This is a genomic window from Mycobacterium lepromatosis (genome assembly GCF_000975265.2).
Taxonomy (GTDB): Bacteria; Actinomycetota; Actinomycetes; order Mycobacteriales; family Mycobacteriaceae; genus Mycobacterium; species Mycobacterium lepromatosis.
In genome coordinates, this window is the sequence record NZ_CP083405.1 from 718285 (window position 1) to 742643 (window position 24359).

Genomic DNA, 24359 nt, shown 5'->3' on the forward strand with positions numbered 1-24359 from the left:
TTCATGCTCTCAGTCGGATATATTCCTATTGCGGGAATTGCCATTTTGAAATGACTAGCACAGTGACCCCAATAAGTGTGCCAGATATAGGACAAATTACTTTATATGAATATAAGCAAGTTTGACCGATAAATTGGCTGTGCAGCATCATCAATTCTTGTTTTTCACGAGGTTTGTCTACACGTTATTTGCGGTGTCGCACATCGGTTATTTCTTCGGTCCAACGCTAAAATTCTCGCCTGTGGGTGATTTTTTCACTTCGTTGATCAACAAGCGACTACACGTCACGTGTTATTTCTGCGATCTCGCAGTCTACTATAAAAATTATACAGCTTGTTCAGCAACGGTCAGCGGTGGTCAAAAAACGTCATTGGTGTCCGCAACGGGATCGGTGATAATTGAAGTCACGGCGACAAAATTTGAATCTTTTTCAATTCGTCGTAAGTTCATTCTGGTCACAATAACAACGTGTCAGAATCAAGTGCTTCGACCGGCCAGCCGAGTCAACGCAAGTTTTTGCGTAAAGCAAGTTTGCGCGGTTCAGAGTACATAGACAGGTAGACGGCGTGGCGGGCAAGTCGGCTCTACCAACGCGAAGCCGGCTCGTTCCATCAGTTGCACCGAGCGCGTGTTATCGACATTGCAGATGGCCCAGACCTGGTACACATCCGGGTCGGTGTTAGGCTTGGTGGGCAACATGATTGAGCGCCTACGACATTAAACTTTCCCCCACTGCCAACCGAGGCAGTAATCAATTTCGACGTAGTGCTGCATCGGGCATTGGCAACTGGTCAGCTCGATGAGATCGCACCTGTTTCACAGCGTGATGGCCCAGGTCTGTTCATTGTAGCTGAAATTGGTGCGCTCAGCGATGACCCATCGCATTACCGCGACGTCAGGGTGTGGCATCCAAGGTTAGGTATCGCATGACTCGGGGATCGGTGGGTGACTTGCTGGACAATCGGGCCGATGTCGTCGAGCATTTGGTAGGTGCAGCAGCAGTCGTGGCCCGACCATGGGCCAATAACATGTCCCGAACCCGCGCGGAACGAATAACGGCGCGTACTTCGCTGGGTCGGTTACCACCGCCAGATTCGGTTCAACCCGAACCCACGGGCCAACCTAGAATGGCGTTCTGGGTAGGGCGTGTCGCTTGTGTCTCGTCCGTGAACCGATCCGGGCGCATCAGGTGCACCGACCCTGCGGACAGCCCACACGCTGTCGGTTGTCCCGTCGCCGAAAACAATATACGCACGAACCGCGGTTAACCGCCGGCGGTCGGCCCTAGTCCGCCGCCGACGGTACAGAATAACGGTGGCTTGATGTGTGGTGGCCCTATCGCGTCGTGTCGTGAATAAGCCCTTCTCGTTGAGTCGGTACATGGTCGCTGCGCGTATTCGTATGTCGGCGGGGATGACGAACTCGGTGTCGGTCATGCCCGCCTGGCCTAGGAGTCGTTCGTCGAGAACCTAGTAAAAAGGGGGGGTGCCCTCGATGCGGGACGCGATCACGCCCAGCGCATCTATCGAGTGGCTGTAGGTGACTCGATTGCCGGGCTGATGCACGAGCGGGAGTCGGTTAGCCAGTGGTCTGAGTTCCGACAGAACGGCAGTAGCAGGTATACTGATCAACAAGACCGGCGCGGGTACCGAAAATCGGTAGGCCAGGACGCTAGTATGGGTGAACAGATCCTCGAGCAGGGCGGCGCGCTGTGCCGGGTGCGTCCGGTCTAACGGACCGTCCGGTTGGTCGAGCACTTGCGGCTCGGCTAATTTCGGTTCCCGGCGCGCGATCGGGTCGTGCAATATCAGCTTGCTCTCGCCGACCAGACACATCACCGCGGCCACCGTGACCGGTTTGGTCATCGACGCGATACAAAACAGCGTGTCTCTTTGCATCGGCAGGTCCGTGTCGTGTTTCGGTAACCGATCTCGTTGATCTGCAACGTTTCTCCGCGATGCCAAACCACTGTCAACTTGTTGGCAAGTAAGCCGGCATAGCAAACCTCGCGGATGGAGATCTAATTGCCGTCGAGGTTCACCCGGTTTAGCCCAATTCTCGCTGCTGCGCGCGGGACTTACCAGAACACCAATTCTATTCTTTTTCCTTTCTGTTCGCGGCGAACCGTGGTGGATTCCAGCGATGCAATATCCCACTATGTTGCCAAGGACGTCTTGCAACGTCTGCTTGAAGACCACGGGCAGCGGCTTTTCCACATTGGACGAGTTGGCGTCGGAGAAGCAGTTGCTCAATAGGGTGACGCCGGGTCTGGTAGCGCGATGAACTACGGCGGCTCAGCTGCGTGCGGTCGTCCAGGCAATGGAACGTGCCGCTGTCGGATAAATTGGTGTAGCCACCGAGCTTTATAGAGTCGGCCACTGCGCACTCTACCTCGCCTCCGGCGTCCTTGGTAGCCCATGGTGGTTTGGATATCGGCGGGATGTCGTCGCCTAGGCTCTTACTGCGATATAGGGCACTCGAAATTCCATTCGGGGGAAGTTCGTCCTAGTCCTACGTTTAGCGTGGTCGTCGGGTTACTTATGCAGTGTGAAATTCGTTCAGTGCGGCATCGATCCTGGTCTACACTTCACTGACGAGTATTTCAAGCCGACCCGATGATGGTCGAGTGGTAGTGCGTCCCGGTGGGTGTGTTGGATTTAGCTCTGTGCCAGACAGTTTCGTCTTTCCTTGTGCTTACATCTCAACCGATGTTTTTCCTTGACATAGTTGCAGAGCTCGCGGTATCCGAGCCCGTTTGCCATAGTGATCGGTCCGACCCGATGACACGGCTAGGCGTGGTCGCAGTAACGGATTGGGGCATCACAAAAGATGAGGTACGACAGCGCTGATCCCGCAACCCGATGAAGCGGGCTGGCCCCTTCGGGAAGCAGCGTGTCCGCGACTCCATGACTACCAGGGCTCCCGAGCGCGGATGATGGTAGAACCGGCGCAGCGTAGCCTGTGACCGGGTATCGGTGACCGCCTTGCTGACCAGGTTGCGCGCCACCGCCTCTGGGATGGGGCCATACCCGTCGACCACCGCCGCGGTGTTGTCGCTATCCAGCCGCGTTTTCGTGGAAGATTTAGTAGGTTAACCGCAACCGATTGAGCCACTTACGCCGGTCGTCCTGTGATGCGCGCGACCAAATGTATGACCAAATGTATTTTGGTCATCACCTGGCCACGTGTGCGGCTGTCGAATGTGGTGTCGGCAACCTGCTCAAGTGTCGTATGCACCGACATACCTTGGGCGAGTGGAAACAACGCCATCACCCCGGTTATGGTGTCGGGGACGGCTGAATCGTGTCACGATGCGTTCGGCTTCAGCTTTGGAGGCCCGATCCACCTATTGCCTAACCGTTGAGCAGGTAGGCAATGGGCTTTGCCGCGGTCGCGCTGCGCGCATCACCGATGCCTTTCAATTTCGACATGTCGGTGCAGAGCTCGGCGTTCAGTGCGCGCAGGCCTAAACGTCCAAGCAGGCTGACTCCGCACTATCAGTGTGGCCCGCCACTCGGATAGTCTCCTGGTCTCCAGTGCGGCCAGTGGGTTCGGTATCTCGTACACCAACGCGATCTCACTGGCCGCCCCACGGCCGTGCGGCGGTGCTGGTATCTCCGTATAAACTTCAATGGTTGCCCGTGCTTGAACTGCGGCGGCGGCTGATTTCACCCGTTCCAATGTGGCGATTCGAGCGACCAGTATCGCCTTATCGGCATGCGGATCTATCGCCGCCAGCCACCTAAGATCGAATATACTTGCGGTATTGGATCCGGGCGCCGACAGGTTGACTTGGTAGGGATTAGCCGACGATCCCGCTGGGTGCCCCGCATCGTCGCCAAGGGGCAGTAGTGCTACGCTGCCCGGCAGTCGACGTCCTTTAACGATCCGTCCGGAGAGGCGGAGAAGGAGGTCTGCGTACCACCATGTCTCGCATGGGTACCGCGGATGACCCCGCTTTTGCCCTGGGATCCAGAGAATCCCGAGAACTTATGTCCGTGGCCGACGTCGGTCGTACTATTTTCCGTATTGCTCACCAGATCACCGGAAAGACTGCGTTAGATGGCTCCGATACGCCCCGGGTAATGCTGCTGGGAAGCCCGATGCACGGCATCATCTTGACCGGCAACACTGGCGAATACACTGGAATTGAGGTAGGTCCCGGTGGGTTGGACATCGCTCTGTGCTGCGATGACCCGATGATGCAGTCGACGCGGCCACTGAAGGCCACGTCGATCTTGCTCGGCGGTGTTGACGACGTTCTGTATGCCGGGCGCTCGGTACATGCCACTATCGATGCGGGGCCAGTTGCGAACCGTTCAGTTTGTTTTGCTGGTCGATCCCGACCACCGAGAACTGTCTCCGTACCGACTACGTGGGCAAGAATGTGCCTACCTCGCAACGTGAGAGTGTGCATGTACTGCTGCGTGAGCACGACGACCGCTATGGCGTAGTGATATCCAGGGACGGTGCGTATGCGCAGACATCTTTTGACCGCCGGTGATTTGAGCCGCGACGATGCCACCGCCATTCTCGACGATGCCGATCGGTTCGCGCAGGCTCTGGTGGGTCGTGAGATCAAGAGGCTGCCGACGCTACGAGGTCGCACGGTAGTCACGATGTTCTACGAAAATTCGACTCGCACCCGCGTGTCGTTCGAGGTGGCAGGCAAGTGGATGAGCGCCAATGTGATCAGTGTCAGCGCGGTAGGATCGTCGGTGGATAAGGGCGAATCGTTGCGTGACACCGCGCTGACACTGCGTGCGGCCGGTGCTGACGCGTTGATTATCCGGCACCCGGCGTCCGGTGCTGCCCATCTGCTTGCCGGTTGGACTGCTGCTGAGACCGGCGAGGGTGGCCCGGCGGTGATCAATGCCGGCGACGGCACTCATGAGCACCCGACCCAGGCGCTGCTGGACGCGCTCACTATCCGTCAGCGGCTTGGCGGCATTGAAGGCCGGCGCATCGTAATCGTCGGCGACATCTTGCACAGTCGGGTCGCGCGGTCCAACGTCGTGCTGCTAGACACTCTGGGCGCCGAGGTGGTGCTGGTGGCGCCGCGGACTTTGTTGCCGATTGGGGTTGACGGCTGGCCGGCCACTGTCTCAGGCGACTTTGACGCTGAACTACCCGCCGCCGATGCGGTGCTGATTCTGCGAGTACAGGCCGAACGGATGAATGGCGGGTTTTTCCCTTCGGTACGCGAGTATTCGTGTTTTTATGGGCTAACCGAGCGGCGCCAGGCAATGTTGCCCGGCCATGCCGTGGTGCTGCACCCAGGGCCGATGCTGCGTGGCATGGAAATCGCCTCCTCGGTTGCTGACTCGTCGCAATCAGCTGTTTTGCAACAGGTTTCCAACGGTGTGCATGTGCGGATGGCAGTACTTTTCCATGTTCTGGTTGAGACCGAGTTGGCTGAAGAAGAGGGTGCGGCATGAGCGTGTTACTTCGCGGTGTCCGTTTGTACGGCGAGGGTGAACGGGTCGATGTAATGGTTGAGGGCGGCCAGATTACCAACATTGGTGCGGGTCTTGATATTCCCGACACTGCTGACCTGATCGATGCCACCGATCAGGTACTGCTTCCCGGCCTGGTGGATCTGCACACCCACTTGCGTGAGCCGGGCCGCGAATATGCTGAGGACATCGAAACTGGTTCGGCAGCGGCGGCTCTTGGTGGTTATACTGCGGTTTTCGCGATGCCCAATACCACCCCGGTGGCGGACAGTCCGGTGGTTACCGACCATGTCTGGCACCGTGGCCAGCAGGTCGGCCTGGTTGATGTGCACCCCGTCGGTGCGGTCACTGTCGGGCTGGCCGGAGCCGAGCTCACCGAGATGGGTATGATGGCTGCCGGTGCCGCACAGGTGCGGATCTTCTCCGACGATGGCAACTGCGTGCATAACCCGTTGGTGATGCGCCGTGCCCTGGAGTACGCCACCGGTTTGGGAGTGCTGATCGCTCAGCACGCCGAGGAGCCGAGGCTGACTGTCGGCGCTGTTGCGCACGAAGGACCTACGGCCGCCAGGTTGGGATTGTCGGGATGGCCCAGAGCGGCTGAGGAATCGATCGTTGCCCGTGACGCCCTGTTGGCCCGCGATGCCGGCGCTCGGGTGCACATCTGCCATGCCTCTACCGCAGGCACTGTGGAGATCCTGAAATGGGCTAAGGAGCAAGGAATTTCCATAACTGCCGAGGTAACACCACATCATCTTCTGCTCGATGACAGCAGGCTAGCCAGCTACGATGGGGTGAATCGAGTCAACCCGCCGCTACGTGAAGCCGCCGACGCAGTCGCACTACGGCAGGCGTTGGCTGATGGGATCATCGATTGCGTGACTACCGACCACGCCCCGCATGCCGATCATGAGAAATGCGTCGAATTCTCCGCGGCGCGCCCTGGCATGCTGGGCTTGCAGACGGCGCTGTCGGTGGTGGTGCACACGATGGTGATGCCTGGTCTATTAAGCTGGCGCGATGTCGCGCAGGTGATGAGTGAGAACCCGGCCCGCATTGCTGGGTTGCCAGATCATGGCCGGCCACTGGAGGTGGGCGAACCGGCTAACCTGACGGTGGTGGACCCGGACGTTACCTGGACGGTTACCGGTGACGGCCTGGCCAGCAGGTCAGCCAACACACCATACGAGGCGATGACTCTGCCCGCCACTGTGACTGCGACCCTGCTGCGCGGGAAGGTCACCGCTCGGGATCAGAAGAGTCCGGTATGAACTCCGACACGCTGGTGGGTCGCTGGTTTTTGCTTCGGTGCTGGTGGTGTTGGTGGCAGTGGTGATTCAACTGATGATGCGCAGATGGCGGTGCCGTGGGCGTCGGCAGGTGGAGCTGATGAGCATTCAGTTCGACATGCTTGCCGAGGTGTGTGCGGAAACTACGATTACCCACGGCATGTACGTCGGGTACATGATGGCTCCACTCTGGAACGAGCGGATCGCGGCCGGTGATTTTGGGTATCGCAGCAAGGTGGTGCCGACCCGCTATCCCGAAGAAATCATGTTGCAGTGCATCCATATCCGCCAGATTTGGATTCCGCAGGAGTCGATTATTGCCATCTGTACCGAGTGCGGCATCGCTGGAAAGATTGCTGTTCGCAATCGGATATTTGCTATTCGGTGGCGGTTCCTGTCGGGCGTTGAGCTCGATACCGCGTTTTGGGCAAATAACCGCAACCAATACCACGAGTGTCTGGAGCCCCATACAGGAGAAGCTGCGTGAGCTGCGCCGTCGACGATGCAGAGCGAAAGAGTAATGTGGGGGCACCTCCCGCTTGCGGGAGAAAGGAGCGGCTCTCGTGAGCAAAGCCCTACTGGTTCTCGAAGACGGCCGTGTCTTCACCGGCATACCGTTTGGTGCGATCGGCCAAACGCTGGGTGAAGCCGTGTTTTCCACCGGGATGTCCGGCTACCAGGAGACGTTGACTGATCCCAGTTATCACCGCCAGATCTTGGTGGCCACCGCCCCGCAGATCGGCAACACCGGCTGGAACGACCAGGACGGTGAGAGTCGCGAAGATAGAATCTGGGTCGCTGGTTACGCGGTGCGTGACCCGTCGCCGTACGCCTCGAACTGGCGTGCCACCGGCACGCTGGAAGACGAGATGGTTCGCCAGGGTATTGTTGGGATCGCCGGTATTGACACTCGGTCGGTAGTGCGTCATCTGCGTAGATATGGTTCGATGAAGGCAGGTGTGTTTTCTGGCAAGGCAATGACCGAGCCCCTAAATATCGAGACGCTAGTACAGCATGTGCGCACCCAGCAGTCGATGTTGGGTGCCGATCTTGCTGGCGAAGCCAGTACACCAGATGTATATGTTGTTGAACCCGAAGGGAAGCAACGATTTACGGTGGCAGCCCTTGACCTCGGGATCAAGACCAACACGCCGCGCAACTTCGCTCGGCGTGGGATCCTCAGCTATGTGCTGCCGGCGTCGGCGACGTTCAACCAAATTGCTGACATCAAACCACATGGTCTGTTTTTATCCAGTGGCCCCGGCGACCCGGCTACGGCCGACCACGTCGTTGCGCTCACCCGAGAGGTGTTGGACGCTGGAATTCCTTTGTTCGGTATCTGTTTCGGCAGTCAGATCTTGGGCCGGGCGCTGGGACTGTCGACCTACAAGATGGTGTTTGGCCACCGCGGTATCAATATACCTGTCATCGACCACGCCACCGGACGGGTCGCGGTGACCGCGCAAAACCATGGTTTCGCGCTGGAAGGGGAGGCGGGTCAGTCCTTCGACACACCTTTTGGTCCAGCGGTGGTCAGTCACACCTGTGCCAACGATGGGGTGGTGGAAGGTGTCAAACTCGCTGATGGGCGTGCATTTTCGGTGCAATACCACCCGGAGGCGGCCGCCGGCCCGCACGATGCAGAGTACCTATTCGATAGCTTTGTCGAACTCATGGCAGCTCAGCGATGACCGCGAGCTCGCGCATTGCACAGCTACACGTCGCAATTGCCGTGCAAATGTGGACGCTCGCGCCCAGAAAGGGGGGACGCTAGTGCCGCGGCGGACTGATCTCAACCACGTACTGGTGATCGGCTCGGGGCCGATCGTCATCGGGCAGGCCTGCGAGTTCGACTATGCCGGTACCCAGGCATGTCGAGTGCTGCGGGCCGAGGGCTTGCGAGTGAGTCTGGTCAACTCCAACCCGGCCACCATCATGACCGATCCGGAGTTTGCCGACTACACCTACGTCGAGCCGATTACACCGGCCTTCGTGGAGCGGGTAATCGTTCAGCAGGCCGAGCGTGGCAACAGGATTGATGCTTTGCTGGCCACCTTGGGTGGGCAGACCGCGCTCAACACAGCGGTAGCTCTGTACGAAAGCGGAGTGTTGGAGCGCTACGGCGTCGAGCTCATCGGCGCTGATTTCGAGGCCATCCAGCGCGGCGAGGACCGACAGCAATTCAAAGACATCGTCACCAAGGTCGGTGGTGAATCAGCCCGCAGCAGAGTATGTTTCACTATGGATGAGGTGCGAGAAACAGTCGAGGATCTTGGTTTTCCGGTGGTGGTGCGGCCAAGTTTCACAATGGGCGGGCTGGGTTCGGGCATGGCGCACTCCGACGAGGAGGTCGGCCGGATGGCCGGCGCCGGGCTGATCGCTTCACCTAGTGCCAACGTGTTGATCGAGGAATCGGTCTATGGTTGGAAGGAATTCGAACTTGAGCTGATGCGTGATGGACACGACAGCGTCGTGGTGGTGTGCTCGATCGAGAATATCGACCCGATGGGTGTGCACACCGGTGATTCGGTCACCGTAGCACCCGCCATGACGCTGACCGACTGGGAATATCAGCGTATGCGGGATCTGGGCATCGCGATCCTGCGCGAGATCGGCGTGGACACCGGTGGCTGCAATATCCAATTTGCGATCAACCCCCACGACGGCCGGCTTATCGTCATCGAGATGAACCCGCGGGTATCTCGGTCCAGTGCGTTGGCGTCCAAGGCCACTGGTTTCCCGATCGCCAAGATCGCAGTCAAGCTGGCCGTCGGTTACACGCTGGACGAAATCCTCAACGACATAACTAAAGAAACGCCGGCTTGCTTTGAACCGACATTGGATTACGTTGTGGTTAAGGCGCCGCGGTTCGCGTTCGAGAAATTTCCCGGCGCTGATCCCACGCTGACCACTACGATGAAATCTGTCGGCGAAGCAATGTCTTTGGGCCGCAACTTTGTCGAGGCACTCGGTAAGGTGATGCGATCGTTAGAAACCGGCCGCTGCGGTTTCTGGACAGCGCCCGACCCCCAGGGTGACGTTGAGCAGGTGCTTCTCCGGCTGCAAACCCCGACCGAAGGTCGACTCTATGACGTTGAACTGGCGCTGCGACTGGGTGCTTCGACTGAAAAGGTGGCACAGGTTTCCGGCATCGACCCCTGGTTCGTAGCGCAGATCGGCGAGCTGGTGAAGCTGCGCCGCGAGCTGGTCGCTGCCCCGGTCCTTGACGCCGAACTGCTGCGGCGCGCTAAGTACAACGGGCTGTCGGATCGACAGATTACTGCCCTGCGACCAGAATTAGAGGGAGAAGACGGGGTTCGGTCGCTGCGTAAACGACTGGGCATTCATCCGGTGTATAAGACGGTCGATACATGTGCCGCGGAGTTCGAGGCCACAACGCCCTACCACTACAGCAGCTATGAACTAGACCCTGCCGCCGAAACGGAGGTGGCCCCGCAAACCGAAAAACCCAAGGTGCTGATCCTAGGGTCCGGCCCCAATCGCATTGGCCAGGGAATCGAATTCGATTACAGTTGCGTTCATGCGGCAACCACGTTATCGCATAATGGTTTTGAGACAGTGATGGTTAATTGCAACCCGGCGACGGTGTCCACCGACTACGACACCGCCGACCGGCTTTACTTCGAGCCGTTGACGTTCGAAGACGTCCTTGAGGTGTTCTATGCCGAAGAGCAGTCTGCGGCGGGCGGTGCCGGCGTAGCCGGCGTCATTGTGCAGCTCGGCGGCCAGACCCCGCTAGGGCTTGCACAACGACTCGCCGATGCTGGGGTTCCTATCGTGGGCACCTCACCGGAGGCCATTGATCTCGCCGAGGATCGCGGAGCGTTCGGAGACGTGCTGACAGCCGCCGGGCTACCGGCGCCAAAGCATGGCACCGCAACAACTTTTGCTCAAGCACGCCGTATCGCCACTGAGATTGGCTATCCGGTGTTAGTGAGGCCCTCGTATGTTCTTGGCGGTCGTGGCATGGAGATCGTCTATGACGAGGAGACACTGAAGGGTTACATCACGCGTGCCACCGCACTATCACCCGAGCACCCGGTGCTGGTGGACCGCTTTCTCGAGGATGCGGTTGAGATCGACGTCGATGCACTGTGCGACGGCACCGAGGTGTACATCGGCGGAGTTATGGAGCACATCGAGGAAGCTGGTATCCACTCCGGTGATTCGGCTTGCGCACTTCCGCCAGTAACATTGGGTCGCAGTGACCTAGAGAAGGTGCGTCAGGCGACCGAAGCCATCGCACGTGGGATTGGTGTGGTGGGACTACTCAATGTGCAATATGCTCTCAAAGACGACGTGCTCTACGTCCTGGAAGCCAACCCTCGCGCCAGCCGAACGGTGCCGTTCGTTTCCAAGGCCACTACAATCCCGCTCGCCAAGGCTTGCGCCCGGATCATGTTGGGTTCTAGTATTTTCCAGCTTCGTTTCGAAGGGATGCTGGCGGCTTCCGGTGACGGCGGTAACTTGGCGTCACACGCCCCGATCGCGGTCAAAGAAGCTGTGTTGCCGTTTAACCGGCTCCGGAGCGCCGACGGAGCCGCTATCGACTCCCTGCTCGGTCCGGAGATGAAATCGACCGGTGAGGTCATGGGGATCGACCACGATTTTGGCAGGGCGTTCGCCAAGAGCCAGACCGCTGCGTATGGCTCGCTGCCGACTCAAGGTACGGTGTTTGTGTCGGTGGCTAACCGGGATAAGCGGTCACTGGTGTTTCCCGTCAAGCGGCTGGCTGACCTTGGTTTTCATGTTATAGCCACCGAGGGCACTGCGGAGATGTTGCGCCGCAAAGGAATTCCTTGCGATAAGGTGCGTAAGCATTTCGAGCCACCGAAAGCGGGCCGCCCCGCGTTGTCCGCGGTCGATGCGATCCGGGCCGGTGACGTCGATATGGTGATCAACACGCCATACGGCAACTCCGGCCCGCGTATCGACGGCTATGAGATCCGCTCGGCCGCAGTCTCGGTCAATATTCCGTGCGTCACGACGGTGCAGGGCGCTTCCGCCGCTGTGCAGGGTATCGAAGCGGGGATCCGGGGTGACATCGGTGTGCAGTCGCTGCAAGAACTGCACAGTGCTATTGGCGCGGTGATCGCAGCTGATAAGGAGGTCTAGTGACTGGTTTCGGCGCTCGGCTGGTCGAGGCGACGTCACGCCGCGGGCAGCTGTGTCTGGGGATAGACCCACATCCTGAACTGCTGCGCGCATGGGACTTGCCAACCAGCGCGGACGGGCTAGCCGCGTTCTGCGACATTTGTGTGGAGGCGTTTTCCGGTTTCGCCATCGTCAAACCGCAGGTGGCGTTTTTTGAAGCCTACGGCGCTGCCGGCTTCGCGGTGCTGGAACGTACCATCGCCGCGTTGCGGTCTGTCGGCGTGCTGGTGTTGGCCGACGCCAAACGAGGGGATATCGGGTCGACGATGGCAGCCTACGCCGCTGCTTGGGCAGGCGATTCGCCGTTGGCCGTCGACGCGGTGACGGCCTCGCCGTATCTTGGATTCGGCTCGTTGCGGCCGCTGCTGGAAGCCGCCGCTGCACACGACCGGGGCGTGTTCGTGTTAGCATCAACCTCTAACCTTGAGGGTGCCACCGTGCAGCGCGCCACATTTGACGGTCGCGTAGTAGCTCAGGTGATAATCGACCAGGCGGCCTTCGTCAACAGGGAAGTGAATCGGTCCGCCTATCTGTCCGAGTCGGGATACTGGGGTTACGTTGGCGTAGTCGTAGGTGCAACGGTTTTCGGGGCGCTGGATGTCAGCGCGTTGGGTGGGCCGGTGTTGGTGCCCGGAGTGGGGGCCCAGGGCGGGCACCCCGAGGCGCTCGGTGGCCTGGGCGGGGCGGCGCCGGGGCAGCTGTTGCCTGCGGTGTCACGTGCAGTGCTGCGCGCCGGCCCCGGTATTCCAGAGCTGCGAGCAGCGGGCGAACAGATGCGCGATGCCGTCTCCTATCTCGCTGCTGTTTAGTTGAGTGCCGCAGCCTGTCATTGCGAGGCGATTGCGTCACTGGTAAGGCTGCTTGGAAACAATTTTAATTCATCGGCGGCCTCTAATAATTTTTAAAGTGCGTATACGCAGGTTCAGCACCGCTAAAACTCTCCGAGCGGGGTCTCAAGGTTAGTGTTAGCAGTAGTGTGACTACACTCATCGTCTTTGGTCCTGCGGCACGCTGTACTTTAGCCTGTGGTTAGCAACGATGATTCATATCCAGTGGTATGGAATGCCTGTCGAATCCCCATTGCATCCTTAAATAGATGGAGTCTTTGTCATGACGTTGCGAGTCATGTCCGAAGGCCTGGAAGGCGCCAGTGCTACTATCGGAGCTGTGACCTCCCATGTGGTTACCATGCACGCCGAGGCGGCCCCGTTTATCGTGACACCCGGGTCTGACTCGGTATCGGTGCAGAACGCGGTTGGGTTCAGCGTGTGTGGTTGTCAGTACGTGGCGATGACCGCTCAGCGGGTGGAAGAGTTTGGCCGCTCGGGGGTCGGGGGGGCCGAATCGAGTATTGGTTATGCGCTTAGAGACGCGTTGGTAGCAGCATCGCACCTTGGCGGTGGGCTATGACGAACCCATGGATGGCTTTCCCTCCCGAGGTGCAGTCGGCCATGCTGAACTTCGGTGCAGGGATCGGACCCATGTTGAGCTCCGCCTCGTACAACTTATGGCTTAGCGCCGAGTACCGCTGGGCTGCATCGGAGATCGAGGCATTGCTAGGGGAAGTGCGGTCCGGGGGGTGGCAGGGGCAAGCCGTTGAGACGTTTGTGGGTGCGTGTATGCCGTTTCTGGCATGGCTGATGAAAGCCGCCGCCGGCTACATGGAAGTGGCTTCGCAACAGGAGGTCGTGGCCGCGGCTTACGTCGCCGCAGTAGAGGCCATGCCGACACAGCTCGAGCTGACCGCCAACCGAGTCGTGCGTGGAGTGTTGATGGCGACCAATTTCTTTGGCATCAACACCATCCCCATTGCGCTCAACGAGGAGGAGTATGTGCAGATGTGGGTCCGGGCCGCCACCACGATGGCGACCTATTCGGCAATCTCTCATTCGGCATTAGCTTCGATGCCGCAGACCACTTCCCCGCCGCCGATCCTGAAATCCGATGCACTAGTCGATGACGTTGAGGAGGACTCCCGTAATGACGGTCACAGTAATAGTAGTCACGCCAGCGCTATAGATAGGGTCTTTGCGGACATCCTGCGTAACGTCAGCGGAGGCCGTCTAGTTTGGGACCCTCTCAACGGTACCTTGAACGGACTGGACTACGACGACTATGTCTACCCGGGGCAGCCGATCTGGTGGCTTGCTCGAGGCCTTGAGTTTTTTCAGGATGGTGAACAGTTTTGGGAACTGTTGTTTACCAATCCGACAGCGGCTTTTCAGTTCCTCCTTTACATCGTTTTGTTCGATTGGCCGACACACATAGCCCAACTTGGTACCTGGCTGGCTGAGAACCCGCAGTTGCTGTTGGCTGCTCTCGGTGGCACCATCGCCAACTTGGGAGCGGTAATTGGCTTGGCGGGGCTATCTGGTCTGAGCGCCGTTCCGTCTGCTGCGATACCCACCGTTGTATCGGAGTTGGCACCCATAGCGGCTGCGCCCGCTATGGCAGCTACCGCCGGGGCAGCCCCGGCGGTAGCTGCCATAGCCCCGTTGACAGCCAGCGGCGCCCCGGCCTCGTTGACTGCCAGCGGCGCCCCGGCGACCGCCGGGGCGCCGCTGGGGCCGGCTACCGGTTTCGGAGGTTTCCCGCCTTACCTCGTCGATGGTCGCGGTCCAGGCATTGGGTTCGGCTCCGGACAGTCGGCTTATGCCAAGGTCTCGGGGTCGGTCTCCGATTCCGCCGCTGTGGCTGAGGCGACTACCCAGGCTTCGGCGCGTGAGCAGGTGAGGGCTCGGCGGCGGCGCTCGGTGGCGCAAGAACGTGGCCATCGTGAAGAGTGCGTGACGATGGACACGGGTTTTGACGCGGCAGTTCCGTCGTCAGAGGGCCAGCCGGGTACCCGGGTGTCCGATCGTGGCGTGGGATGCTTCGGGTTTTCTGGAACGGTACGCAAGGAGGCTGTTGTCGAAGTGGCTGGGTTGACTACGCTGGCTGGTGATGACTTCGGTGGTGGCCCAACGATGCCGATGGTACCGGGCACCTGGGCCCCAGCCAGGGAGCCATCGACGAGGCACTGTGATACCGACCGTTAAGGGGATTGCGAAGCTCTGAACACTGAGTTCACAAGAGGATTTTTGATGAGTCGTTGGATTCCTAATATTTCTTAACCGGTAGCTGCGTAGTTGGGGTTTGGTGTCAAGGCGGTTCCGACTGGTCGGTGTAGGCGTTTTGTCGCCAGATGGGCGATAGTGTTTCAGGCTGCCAACGCCCGGTTTGTGGCGGTGGTTTCCGATGTGAACACTTTAGCTAAATGTCGCAAGGTAAATCTGGTGTTAAGTGCCGCGGGCGCAGTTCGTGGCTGTCGATATCGGCTCGGCTTAAGATTCCGGAGTCTCGGCGTGCCAGGCAGTTCCGGGCAGCTGGACGCGCGGAAACTGCTGCACCAGGATGTTTGTTCAATGCCGTAAATCGTAAATGCCGAAACGAAGATATCGAGTGGCCGCTCTGGCAAACCAGGCGACACGCGCGACACGTCACACGAAAATGCGTGACCCGTCGCACGTGGCACACGGCCGACGGCCACCGCCATCCACAGGTGACACCGTGCTGTCGGGCTTGGTACTGGCTCACAAGCTAAAACAACTGTTAGACGGCATGATCGGGAGTCCAAAGGGAGAACATGTTGGCTTCGACACGCCGATGTATTCGGTTGCTTTCAACGATGCTTGGCGGGCAGCTAAGCGGTGTCAGGAGGCCTGACTGAGCTGGGCTTATGTTGGCTAACATGTTAGCGAAAGCAGGGGGTCGGGTTAGATTTCGTCAGGAGGCGTGGGTACGGTCGTCTCCGCCGGCTGGAGTACCTCGGCTGAGACAAATAATGATCGATTTGCCATGGAGTGAGAGACGGAGGAATTGTGGCCCTTCCCCAGTTGACCGACGAACAGCGCGCGGCCGCGTTGGAGAAGGCTGCTGCCGCACGTCGAGCACGAGCAGAGCTTAAGGATCGGCTCAAGCGCGGCGGCACCACCCTCAAGCAGGTGCTGAAGGATGCGGAAAGTGATGAAGTCTTGGGCAAGATGAAGGTGTCTGCGCTATTGGAGGCATTGCCGAAGGTGGGCAAGGTCAAAGCGCAGGAAATCATGACTGAGCTGGAAATCGCACCGACTCGCCGGCTGCGCGGCCTCGGCGAGCGTCAGCGCAAGGCGCTGCTGGAAAAGTTCGGCTCCGCTTAGCTCAGCTAACGATGCAGGCTGCTTGATCTATGGGGGCACCGACGCAGGAGTGCCAGTGAGCGCGCGCGGGGCACCGGATACTGAGCACGGGGCATGGTGCGAGCAGGCGGGTAAAGGACGTGTGGTTGTGCTGTCCGGTCCCTCGGCGGTCGGCAAGTCAACGGTGGTCAGGTGTCTGCGCGAACGGGTGCCGAACCTGCATTTCAGTGTGTCAGCCACGACGCGACAGCCTAGGCCGAATGAGATGGACGGTGTTGACTATCATTTTGTTAGCCCCGCCCGATTCCAGCAGCTGATTGACCAGGGTGCATTGCTGGAATGGGCCGAGATCCACGGCGGGATGCACCGTTCGGGCACCCTGGCCGAGCCGGTGCGGGCCGCTGCTGCGGCCGGTCTTCCGGTGCTTATTGAGGTTGACCTGGCCGGAGCCAGGGCGGTCAGGAAAGCGATGCCTGGGGCTATCGCCGTGTTTTTAGCGCCGCCCAGCTGGGAGGATTTGGAAGCCAGGTTGGTTGGCCGCGGCACCGAAACACCCGAGGCCATTCGGCGCCGGCTCGAGACCGCGCGCATCGAATTGGCGGCACAAGATGACTTCGACGAAGTCGTGGTCAACCGTCGATTGGAGTCTGCGTGTGCCGAATTGGTATCCTTGCTGGTGGGAGCCGCGTCGGGCTCGGCATGAGCCACCTAGCCACAACCGGACCCCTAGCACCGAATTCCTTAACTGCATTCAGCACCGCTTTATCCCGCCAGGAGAGTATCTTACGTGAGTATTCCGCAGTCCAACACGTCTTTGGGTGCCGTCACTGTCGTGGATCCGTTCGATCCATCGTCAGGTGGGCAAGGCGCTTACGACACCCCGTTGGGCATTACCAACCCACCCATCGACGAATTGCTGGACCGTGTTTCAAGCAAATACGCCCTGGTGATCTACGCGGCCAAGCGGGCGCGCCAGATCAACGACCACTACAACCAGCTTGGCGAGGGCATCCTCGAATATGTTGGTCCGCTGGTGGAGCCTGGGCTGCAGGAGAAACCGTTGTCCATCGCGATGCGCGAGATTCACGCCGATCTGCTCGAGCACACCGAGGGCGAGTAACAGGGCAGGGTCGGAGGTGATGGACCGCAAGCGGGTCGTTGTCGGCGTCTCCGGGGGTATCGCTGCGTATAAGGCGTGTACCGTGGTTCGTCAGCTTGCTGAAGCCGGTCACGAGGTGCGGGTCATCCCAACCCAGTCGGCGTTGCGTTTCGTCGGAGCCGCCACCTTCGAGGCACTCTCCGGCCAACCGGTGCACACCGGCGTGTTCGACGACGTTCCGGCAATGCCGCACGTGTACCTCGGCAAGCAGGCCGATTTGGTGGTGGTGGCGCCGGTCACCGCCGACCTGTTGGCCCGTGCAGTGCACGGCCGAGCCGACGAGCTATTGACCGCGACCCTGCTCACCGCGCGGTGTCCGATCCTGTTCGCGCCGGCGATGCACACCGAGATGTGGTTGCATCCGGCCACCGTCGACAACGTGGCTATGCTGCGTCGCCGCGGCGCGATTGTTCTGGAACCTGCATCTGGGCGCCTCGCCGGTATCGATAGCGGAGCGGGACGCCTGCCCGAGGCTGAAGAGATCACAACGCTTGCTCAGTTGCTGCTGGAGCGGCACGACGCTTTACCCTATGACCTCGCGGGTAGCAGACTTCTAGTGACCGCCGGTGGTACTCGAGAGTCGATCGATCCGGTGCGCTTCATTGGGAACCGTAGCTCCGGTAAGCAGGGCTATGCTGTTGCGCGGGTCGCTGCTCAGCGCGGCGCCGAAGTCACGTTGATCTCCGGGTACACCTCGGGGCTGACCAACCCTGCTGGGGTCGATGTGGTGCATGTTGGCTCGGCCCAGCAACTCGGAGACGCCGTTTCCAAGCACGCTCCCGACGCTGACGTGTTGGTGATGGCTGCGGCCGTGGCTGACTTCCGGCCCGCCCAAGTTGCTACCGCCAAGATCAAAAAAGGCCCCGATGACCAGGAAGAGCCGCTGATCGAGCTGGTGTACAACGACGACGTGTTGGCCTCCGTGGTGCGGGCTCGTGCGCATGGGCAGTTGCCTAACATGCGGGCCATTGTGGGATTCGCTGCCGAAACCGGCGACGCCAACGGCGATGTGTTATTTCATGCTCGCGCTAAGCTGCGGCGCAAGGGCTGTGACCTTTTAGTCGTGAACGCTGTGGGTGACGGCAGGGCCTTTGAGGTGGACAACAACGACGGTTGGCTGCTGGCGTCCGACGGTACCGAGTTGGCGCTACAGCACGGTTCCAAGATGCTCATGGCCAGTCGTATTGTTGATGGGATCGTCACGTTTCTGCATGGCCTTCCCGATCTACGAGGCGGGTGACTGGCCCGTATCCTGTAAGGCTCCTGGATAAGTGCTGGGTGCTCTCTTTTCGAGTGGACGCACTGAGACTTATGTCAGAGAAGATAATTCGTTTAGCTAATTACTGAAAGGAAGCAGTGTAGTGAGTGGGAAGGGTCGGCTGTTCACCAGTGAGTCGGTGACCGAGGGACATCCCGACAAGATCTGTGATGCGATCAGCGACTCGATCCTCGACACACTTTTGGCGGAGGATCCTTGCTCACGTGTCGCGGTCGAGACGTTGGTCACCACCGGGCAGGTGCATGTGGTGGGTGAAGTGACGACGTTGGCCAAGACGGCGTTCGCTGATATCAGTAAGACGGTCCGCGACCGTATTCTCGAGATCGGCTACGACTCGTCGGACAAGGGCTTCGATGGGGCGTCGTGCGGGGTCAACATCGGCATCGGTGCTCAGTCGCCTGACATTGCCCAAGGCGTCGATACCGCCCATGAGGTACGCGTCGAAGGCACGGCGGATCCGCTGGATGCCCAGGGTGCCGGTGACCAAGGCCTGATGTTCGGTTACGCGATCAATGACACCCCGGAACTGATGCCGCTACCGATTGCTCTGGCTCACCGGCTGTCGCGACGGCTGACCGAGGTACGCAAGAACGGTGTGCTGCCCTACTTGCGTTCTGACGGCAAGACCCAGGTCACCATCGCCTACGAGGACAATGTCCCAGTGCGTTTGGATACGGTGGTCATCTCCACTCAGCACGCTGCTGGTATCGACCTGGATGCCACGCTGGCTCCCGATATCCGGGAGAAGGTGCTCAACACCGTTATTGACGACCTGTCTCATGACACCTTGGATGCATCGTCGGTGCGGGTGCTGGTAAACCCGACCGGCAAGTTCGTGCTCGGGGGGCCGATGGGTGATGCCGGGCTCACCGGTCGCAAGATCATCGTCGACACCTACGGTGGCTGGGCGCGCCACGGCGGCGGCGCCTTCTCCGGCAAGGATCCGTCCAAGGTGGACCGGTCGGCAGCCTATGCGATGCGCTGGGTGGCCAAGAACATCGTCGCTGCTGGGCTGGCGGAGCGGGTCGAGGTGCAGGTGGCATACGCCATCGGCAAAGCCGCCCCGGTCGGTTTGTTCGTCGAGACCTTTGGCACCGAGGCGGTCGATCCAGCCAAGATCGAGAAAGCCATCGGCGAGGTGTTCGATCTCCGTCCCGGAGCGATCATCCGCGACCTGCACCTGTTGCGCCCGATTTACGCGCAAACTGCCGCCTATGGGCACTTCGGTCGCACTGACGTCGAACTGCCGTGGGAGCAGCTCAACAAAGTCGACGATCTCAAGCGCGCCATCTAGGGGCGCACCGCTCACACGGTGGGCGGCATGGGGGTGGTCGTGGTCAAGCGCGGGCAAGCCGTCGATGCTGCGTCGGTTGACTTCTGCGAGGTGAGCGAACTTCTCATGGGTGGCTTTGCTGTGCGCCGCGACGAGCGTTGGCCGCTCATCGACAAGTTCGTAGTCTCGTAGTAGGGCACTGCGTATCCGCATGCATCGGCTATCTGCTCGACATCAATGACGAATGGTTCCTCGCAAACCTGGCTGCGGGGAACCGAAATACGATTGCGAATTGTCGAATTCAACGTTGTCTCGCCGCACGACCCGGCCGATGCCTAATAGTCACAAGATCTGCGAGTTGCGGGTGAACGAGCAGAACATAATGGTGATCCGGCCATTGTCACTCAAGTAGGTGATGATTTCAGCAGCGCTATCGAACAGATCGAAAATAGGCGACGGTGTGGTCGTCTAGCACCGCGAATGTGTCATAGTATCCTTTGGGTGAGAGGTTCACTCGGTCTCTTTGGGACGGTGCAGTTGCGACGAAAAACATGGCCTGTTTGCCGATGAATTCTCGTAGCGACGGGTCAAGGCGCGAAACTTCTTCACCACCGAGAAGCTCCTTACCAGCACATCATGGGCTACCCAGAGGCGCCAGCCTACTGGGACGAGGAGTGCAGAGCCTTACGCAGCGCCGCCGGTACCCGGCTCATCGTCTCGGCTGGCGGGCACACCCAGGGCGAAACTGATGTAGCCGTGCACCATTGTCGGCTCGTAGCGCCACTTTGTTTTTGTTGGCACTCCGGCTGAGTTGAGGGGTCGGCGTACCGAGTTCCGTCGTATCGCACTGGGGTCATGTTTGGTGACGTCGATGAAGGTAGGAGGTAGACTTGATAGATCAGCGGCATTGGCTGGGGCGAGGGTGGCAGGAAGTGTCGTGTAGTCGCGGATGTCGAGGGGAGGAACGTACCAGGTCAGAAATACATTCAATGACGTTGCGGTCCAGAATCGGTCCACCGGCATTCTAGGTGAAAGACGGCAGCGACAGGTCAGCTGTGGTTGACGGGCACCACAACAATTGGAAAACTACTTTCGGTCCGCCACTATACACGATAATCGCCGGCCAGCTGTGTCATGACCGCTGAGGTGTTGGTGGCCCGCGGAAATCACTAGCGACGGTGATCCGACGTGGGGCACCGCCTAGATCGGCGCCGTGCTTCAGCTACCTGGCTTGTCCTCAATTGCTCCCCGCTAACGGATGCTCCGGTGCCAGTGGGTAGCTGACAGACACCACGACGGCGTCCATGCTGACGGCGTGCGCGTGAGTGATTGCGTCGTGGGTGTCCACGACTCCCGATAGACCAGCTGCCGCCGTGGTAGTAAACGACGAAACGATGGGTCAGCTGTTAAGTGGTCCTAGTGGACGGCCAATAGATTCGAACCGGGCTGTCCGGTGAGTTTGTCATATCCGACGGTCCTATCTGCGATCCGCAGTTCGGGAAGCATCTTCAGAGGTGCCTTGAACTGCTTGAGTTTCGCGCGTGCGAAGTTGATGCCGTCGGCGATACTTAAGGTCGGTGTGAATACGTCGAGCAGCGCCTTGAGCGTCGGATCGATATCTGGCCGGGAGGGGCCGTGGGCTCCGTCATTGGCCTACCATACGCACCAAGGGATCTAAATCTAAAATCTAAGGAGTGCAAAGCTGGCCGCAGCGTGGCTAGTCCACGGTACCAGTGTGGTGGTGCCCCCGGGCAGCACACCCGCGTTAGTCGTGCACCATCATCTCGGCGCATTGTGCACCTCGACAGGTCTTCAGCGGCTGTCACCAACTCGCCGTACCGTATCCCGTTGTCGTGCAACTGATTGTAACCGGCGGCTGCTTGTTGGCGATCCCGTGATGGACAGAGTCATGCGTTTGAGGCTTGGCGACATTCCTGTTGGCGCGCTTCTGTGTCCTGGCCGCATTAGTGCTGCTGGCGCCGTCCCGGACGCGTGTGCCCTCTGTGATCTTGGTAGTGTCTCCCTCGGTGGCCCTGCTGACCTGGTTCTAACCGTACCTGGGCGCTGACAAACTGACGGCTCCGGTGACAATCTACATTGTCGTGCTGTGCGCAATGATCTGCGCCGATCTACTGACGCGGCTGCCGACGATCTAGACTGCGGTGGGGGCCAGTGTTGTTTCGTGGTGTCGGGCACGACGATTGCCATCGTCCGGTTCATCCTGGGCAACGAGGTGTTGGCGATGCTTATTTGGTGGTCGTATGCCCTGGAAGGGATCCTGATCACGGCCGGGTTTTTCTTTGGTCGAGAGTAGTTGAATAACGCTCCCGAGTTCGCTAAAAGCTAGAGGTCAGTGGTCGCGGCTACCGTGTCAAGGCTGTCCGGCAGAATGTCGGCTGCAGTATCGTAGGTTGCGAAATATAGGAAAGTCGTTGCATCAAAATATATTTCGACGAAGAGTTGGATATCGAGACGACCGTTGCGGCTGGTCAGTTGGCTCGACGTGACCCGGGACAGTGGTGCCCGCATGCCCGTTGGGGTTGAGCCCATCGCGCGAGTGTTGCCGATGCTGTCGATGCCGCATCTGGATCGCGAGTTCGACTACCTGGTATCCGCCGAGCAGTCTGACGATGCTCAGCCGGGGGTGCGGGTACGGGTGCGGTTCCATGGTCGGCTGGTAGACGGGTTTGTGCTGGAGCGCCGTAACGACACAGAGCACCTCGGCAAACTGGGCTGGCTGGATCGCGTAGTATCCGCTGAGCCGGTACTCACCGCAGAAGTACGCCGGCTGGTCGACGCGGTGGTGGCTCGCTATGCCGGGACTAGACCGGATGTGTTGCGGCTGGCGGTCCCGGCTCGGCATGCCAGAGTGGAGCGGGAAACTCTTGCGGTCCCCGCGTCACCGCCCCCGTTGATTCCAGCGCCGGTCGACCCGTCGGGCTGGGAGGTGTACGGTCGTGGCGGGCAGTTCCTGACCGCGCTGGCCGAGTCGCGTGCCGCACGCGCTGTCTGGCAAGCGCTACCCGGCGAGCAATGGGCGGACCGATTTGCCGAGGCTGCCGCGCAAGCCATCCGAGCCGGACGTGCGGTGTTGGCGATCGTGCCTGATCAGCGGGATTTGGATGCTTTGTGGCAGGCCGTGACGACTCGTGTCGACGAACGCAGTGTCGTGGCCCTCTCGGCGGGTCTGGGTCCGGCAGTGCGGTATCAGCGTTGGCTGAAGGTGTTGCGCGGCAGCGCGCGGCTAGTGATCGGCACCCGTAGCGCGGTGTTCGCACCGGTCAACGACCTGGGTCTGGTCATGGTCTGGTCTGACGCTGACGACATGTTGGCTGAGCCGCGGGCACCCTATCCGCATGCCCGTGAGGTGGCGATGTTGCGCGCGTATCAGGCTTGCTGCGCAGCATTGATCGGCGGCTACACTCGGACGGCAGAAGCCCACGCGTTGGTGCGCAGCGGATGGGCTCACGATGTGGTTGCGGCACGCCCTGTGGTTCGTGCTCATGCTCCGCGGGTAGTGGCCCTCGACGACAGCGGATACGCCGAAGAACGTGACCCGGCAGCCCGCACTGCGCGACTTCCATCGATTGCACTGCGCGCGGCCCGTTCGGCGCTTGCGGCTGGAGCACCGGTGCTAGTGCAGGTGCCACGGCGTGGGTATGTACCATCGCTGGCCTGTGGGCGGTGTCGCACAGTCGCCCGTTGTCGACACTGCACGGGTCCGCTTTCGCTGCTAGACCGCGCCACCCCCGGTACCTTCTGTTGCTGGTGCGGCCGGGTCGATTTGACGTTGCGTTGTGCGCGCTGCGGGTCAGAGGCGGTGCGCGCGGTGGTGGTTGGGGCTCGCCGCACGGCCGAAGAGCTCGGCCGTGCGTTCGCCGGTACGCCGGTCATCACCTCGGTGGGCGACATCATCGTCTCGGAAGTCGGTGCCCGACCGGCCCTGGTGGTTGCCACCCCCGGGGCTGAACCGTGCGTGCCAGGTGGGTACGGGGCAGCGCTGCTGCTGGATACCTGGGCATTGCTAGGCCGGCAAGATCTGCGAGCGGCTGAGGAAGCTCTGTGGCGTTGGATGACCGCGGCCGCGTTAGTGCGTGCGTGGGGTGATGGGGGGGTGGTGATGGTAGTAGCCGAAGCATCCATTCCGACAGTGCAGTCGTTGATCCGTTGGGATCCGGCCGGTCACGCAGAGGCTGAACTGGCGGCTCGAACCGAAGTCGGCTTGCCGCCTAGTGTGCACATAGCGGCGGTTGATGGTACCGCCGGCGCAGTTAAAGAGTTGCTGCAGGAGGTCCGGTTGCCCGATGAAGCTGATTTGCTCGGCCCAGTGGACCTGCCGCCGGGCGTGCGCCGCCCAGCAGGCACCCCCGTCGGCGCACCAATCAGCAGGCTGTTGGTCCGTGTGCCTCGCGAGCAGGGTTGGCAACTGGCAGCGAGTCTGCGGCGTGGCATCGGCGTGCTCAGCGTCCGGCAAACTCATCAGTTGGTCCGGGTGCAGATTGACCCGCTGCACATCGGATAGCCTCACAGCTTGTGGACGACGAAATCAAGTATTCTCGCTTTACTATTAT

General features: G+C 60.1%; 20 protein-coding genes and 2 pseudogenes. 18 read left to right on the forward strand and 4 right to left on the reverse strand.

The genetic code is table 11. The annotated features are described in order from the left end of the window. Positions 1–1469: 1469 nt before the first annotated feature. Together MLPF_RS03325 and MLPF_RS16980 are read right to left on the reverse strand one after the other, a co-directional pair. A complete protein-coding gene (locus MLPF_RS03325) occupies positions 1470–1865 on the reverse strand; it encodes a serine hydrolase (RefSeq protein ID WP_050038926.1) in 396 nt (131 codons plus the stop codon). Between the two features lie 836 nt (positions 1866–2701). Next, the gene (locus tag MLPF_RS16980) at positions 2702–3040 is read right to left on the reverse strand and encodes a hypothetical protein (protein WP_236684858.1); all 339 of its coding nucleotides are present in this window, start codon (positions 3038–3040) and stop codon (positions 2702–2704) included. A 335-nt stretch (positions 3041–3375) separates the two neighbouring features. Between MLPF_RS16980 and MLPF_RS16985 the strand changes: the two genes are divergently transcribed. The 16 genes and pseudogenes from MLPF_RS16985 (at position 3376) to MLPF_RS03410 (ending at position 19980) form a co-directional block, all read left to right on the forward strand. After that, entirely contained in the window at positions 3376–3522 is a 147-nt protein-coding gene (locus tag MLPF_RS16985) for a hypothetical protein (RefSeq protein ID WP_237817243.1), read from the forward strand. Between the two features lie 413 nt (positions 3523–3935). Then, a pseudogene (locus MLPF_RS03340) lies at positions 3936–4504 on the forward strand (type I phosphoribosyltransferase). After that, a complete protein-coding gene (locus tag MLPF_RS03345) occupies positions 4476–5438 on the forward strand; it encodes an aspartate carbamoyltransferase catalytic subunit (protein WP_045842533.1) in 963 nt (320 codons plus the stop codon). The pseudogene MLPF_RS03340 and the gene MLPF_RS03345 overlap by 29 nt, the downstream one beginning before the upstream one ends. Further along, a complete protein-coding gene (locus tag MLPF_RS03350; RefSeq protein ID WP_045842534.1) occupies positions 5435–6727 on the forward strand; it encodes a dihydroorotase in 1293 nt (430 codons plus the stop codon). Before MLPF_RS03345 ends, MLPF_RS03350 begins: the two co-directional genes overlap by 4 nt. A 37-nt stretch (positions 6728–6764) precedes the next feature. Next, positions 6765–7232, forward strand: coding sequence for a PH-like domain-containing protein (locus tag MLPF_RS03355; RefSeq protein WP_236684859.1), 468 nt, complete (start codon positions 6765–6767; stop codon positions 7230–7232). A gap of 76 nt (positions 7233–7308) precedes the next feature. Beyond that, complete coding sequence (gene carA, locus MLPF_RS03360; RefSeq protein WP_045842536.1) at positions 7309–8436, forward strand: glutamine-hydrolyzing carbamoyl-phosphate synthase small subunit; 1128 nt, start codon at positions 7309–7311, stop codon at positions 8434–8436. 82 nt (positions 8437–8518) lie between these two features. Then, positions 8519–11881 carry a carbamoyl-phosphate synthase large subunit gene (gene carB, locus MLPF_RS03365; RefSeq protein WP_045842542.1) on the forward strand — a complete coding sequence of 1121 codons (3363 nt, stop codon included), beginning with the start codon at positions 8519–8521 and terminating at the stop codon, positions 11879–11881. Then, a complete protein-coding gene (pyrF, locus tag MLPF_RS03370) occupies positions 11881–12729 on the forward strand; it encodes an orotidine-5'-phosphate decarboxylase (RefSeq protein ID WP_045842537.1) in 849 nt (282 codons plus the stop codon). Before carB ends, pyrF begins: the two co-directional genes overlap by 1 nt. A 301-nt stretch (positions 12730–13030) precedes the next feature. Continuing rightward, complete coding sequence (locus MLPF_RS03375; protein ID WP_045842538.1) at positions 13031–13330, forward strand: PE family protein; 300 nt, start codon at positions 13031–13033, stop codon at positions 13328–13330. Further along, positions 13327–14958 (forward strand): PPE family protein, encoded by a 1632-nt coding sequence (locus MLPF_RS03380; RefSeq protein ID WP_237817244.1) that lies wholly within the window; start codon positions 13327–13329, stop codon positions 14956–14958. The genes MLPF_RS03375 and MLPF_RS03380 overlap by 4 nt, the downstream gene beginning before the upstream one ends. Before the next feature lie 822 nt (positions 14959–15780). After that, positions 15781–16098, forward strand: a complete 318-nt coding sequence (gene mihF, locus MLPF_RS03385; protein ID WP_045842545.1) for an integration host factor, actinobacterial type — start codon at positions 15781–15783, stop codon at positions 16096–16098. Between the two features lie 55 nt (positions 16099–16153). Continuing rightward, positions 16154–16780, forward strand: coding sequence for a guanylate kinase (gene gmk / locus MLPF_RS03390; RefSeq protein ID WP_156146966.1), 627 nt, complete (start codon positions 16154–16156; stop codon positions 16778–16780). A gap of 84 nt (positions 16781–16864) precedes the next feature. Beyond that, positions 16865–17197, forward strand: coding sequence for a DNA-directed RNA polymerase subunit omega (gene rpoZ, locus MLPF_RS03395; RefSeq protein WP_045842547.1), 333 nt, complete (start codon positions 16865–16867; stop codon positions 17195–17197). A 19-nt stretch (positions 17198–17216) separates the two neighbouring features. After that, positions 17217–18476 (forward strand): bifunctional phosphopantothenoylcysteine decarboxylase/phosphopantothenate--cysteine ligase CoaBC, encoded by a 1260-nt coding sequence (coaBC, locus tag MLPF_RS03400; RefSeq protein ID WP_045842548.1) that lies wholly within the window; start codon positions 17217–17219, stop codon positions 18474–18476. Between the two features lie 121 nt (positions 18477–18597). Then, on the forward strand, positions 18598–19809 hold the full coding sequence (metK, locus tag MLPF_RS03405) for a methionine adenosyltransferase (protein ID WP_045842549.1): 1212 nt from the start codon (positions 18598–18600) through the stop codon (positions 19807–19809). An 18-nt stretch (positions 19810–19827) separates the two neighbouring features. Continuing rightward, on the forward strand, positions 19828–19980 hold the full coding sequence (locus tag MLPF_RS03410) for a hypothetical protein (protein ID WP_237817245.1): 153 nt from the start codon (positions 19828–19830) through the stop codon (positions 19978–19980). 492 nt (positions 19981–20472) lie between these two features. On the opposite strand, the gene MLPF_RS03415 is transcribed toward MLPF_RS03410, so the two are convergent. Both MLPF_RS03415 and MLPF_RS03420 read right to left on the reverse strand, forming a co-directional pair. Beyond that, positions 20473–20805 carry an alpha/beta hydrolase fold domain-containing protein gene (locus MLPF_RS03415; protein WP_236684860.1) on the reverse strand — a complete coding sequence of 111 codons (333 nt, stop codon included), beginning with the start codon at positions 20803–20805 and terminating at the stop codon, positions 20473–20475. A 220-nt stretch (positions 20806–21025) separates the two neighbouring features. Further along, a complete protein-coding gene (locus tag MLPF_RS03420; protein WP_236684861.1) occupies positions 21026–21136 on the reverse strand; it encodes an alpha/beta hydrolase fold domain-containing protein in 111 nt (36 codons plus the stop codon). A gap of 571 nt (positions 21137–21707) precedes the next feature. On the opposite strand from MLPF_RS03420, the pseudogene MLPF_RS16990 reads away from it, so the two are divergent. Both MLPF_RS16990 and MLPF_RS03430 read left to right on the forward strand, forming a co-directional pair. Continuing rightward, positions 21708–22102, forward strand: a pseudogene (locus tag MLPF_RS16990) (lysoplasmalogenase family protein); the annotation flags it as partial. Between the two features lie 213 nt (positions 22103–22315). Next, positions 22316–24310, forward strand: a complete 1995-nt coding sequence (locus MLPF_RS03430; RefSeq protein WP_175266345.1) for a primosomal protein N' — start codon at positions 22316–22318, stop codon at positions 24308–24310. The last annotated feature ends 49 nt before the right edge of the window (positions 24311–24359 follow it).

Coding starts and splice junctions, on each gene's coding strand:
- MLPF_RS03325 (WP_050038926.1), bottom strand. CDS start 1,865: ATGACCAAACCGGTCACGGTGGCCGCGGTGATGTGTCTGGTCGGCGAG.
- MLPF_RS16985 (WP_237817243.1), top strand. CDS start 3,376: ATGGGCTTTGCCGCGGTCGCGCTGCGCGCATCACCGATGCCTTTCAAT.
- MLPF_RS03345 (WP_045842533.1), top strand. CDS start 4,476: ATGCGCAGACATCTTTTGACCGCCGGTGATTTGAGCCGCGACGATGCC.
- MLPF_RS03350 (WP_045842534.1), top strand. CDS start 5,435: ATGAGCGTGTTACTTCGCGGTGTCCGTTTGTACGGCGAGGGTGAACGG.
- MLPF_RS03375 (WP_045842538.1), top strand. CDS start 13,031: ATGACGTTGCGAGTCATGTCCGAAGGCCTGGAAGGCGCCAGTGCTACT.
- MLPF_RS03380 (WP_237817244.1), top strand. CDS start 13,327: ATGACGAACCCATGGATGGCTTTCCCTCCCGAGGTGCAGTCGGCCATG.
- coaBC (WP_045842548.1), top strand. CDS start 17,217: ATGGACCGCAAGCGGGTCGTTGTCGGCGTCTCCGGGGGTATCGCTGCG.
- MLPF_RS03430 (WP_175266345.1), top strand. CDS start 22,316: ATGCCCGTTGGGGTTGAGCCCATCGCGCGAGTGTTGCCGATGCTGTCG.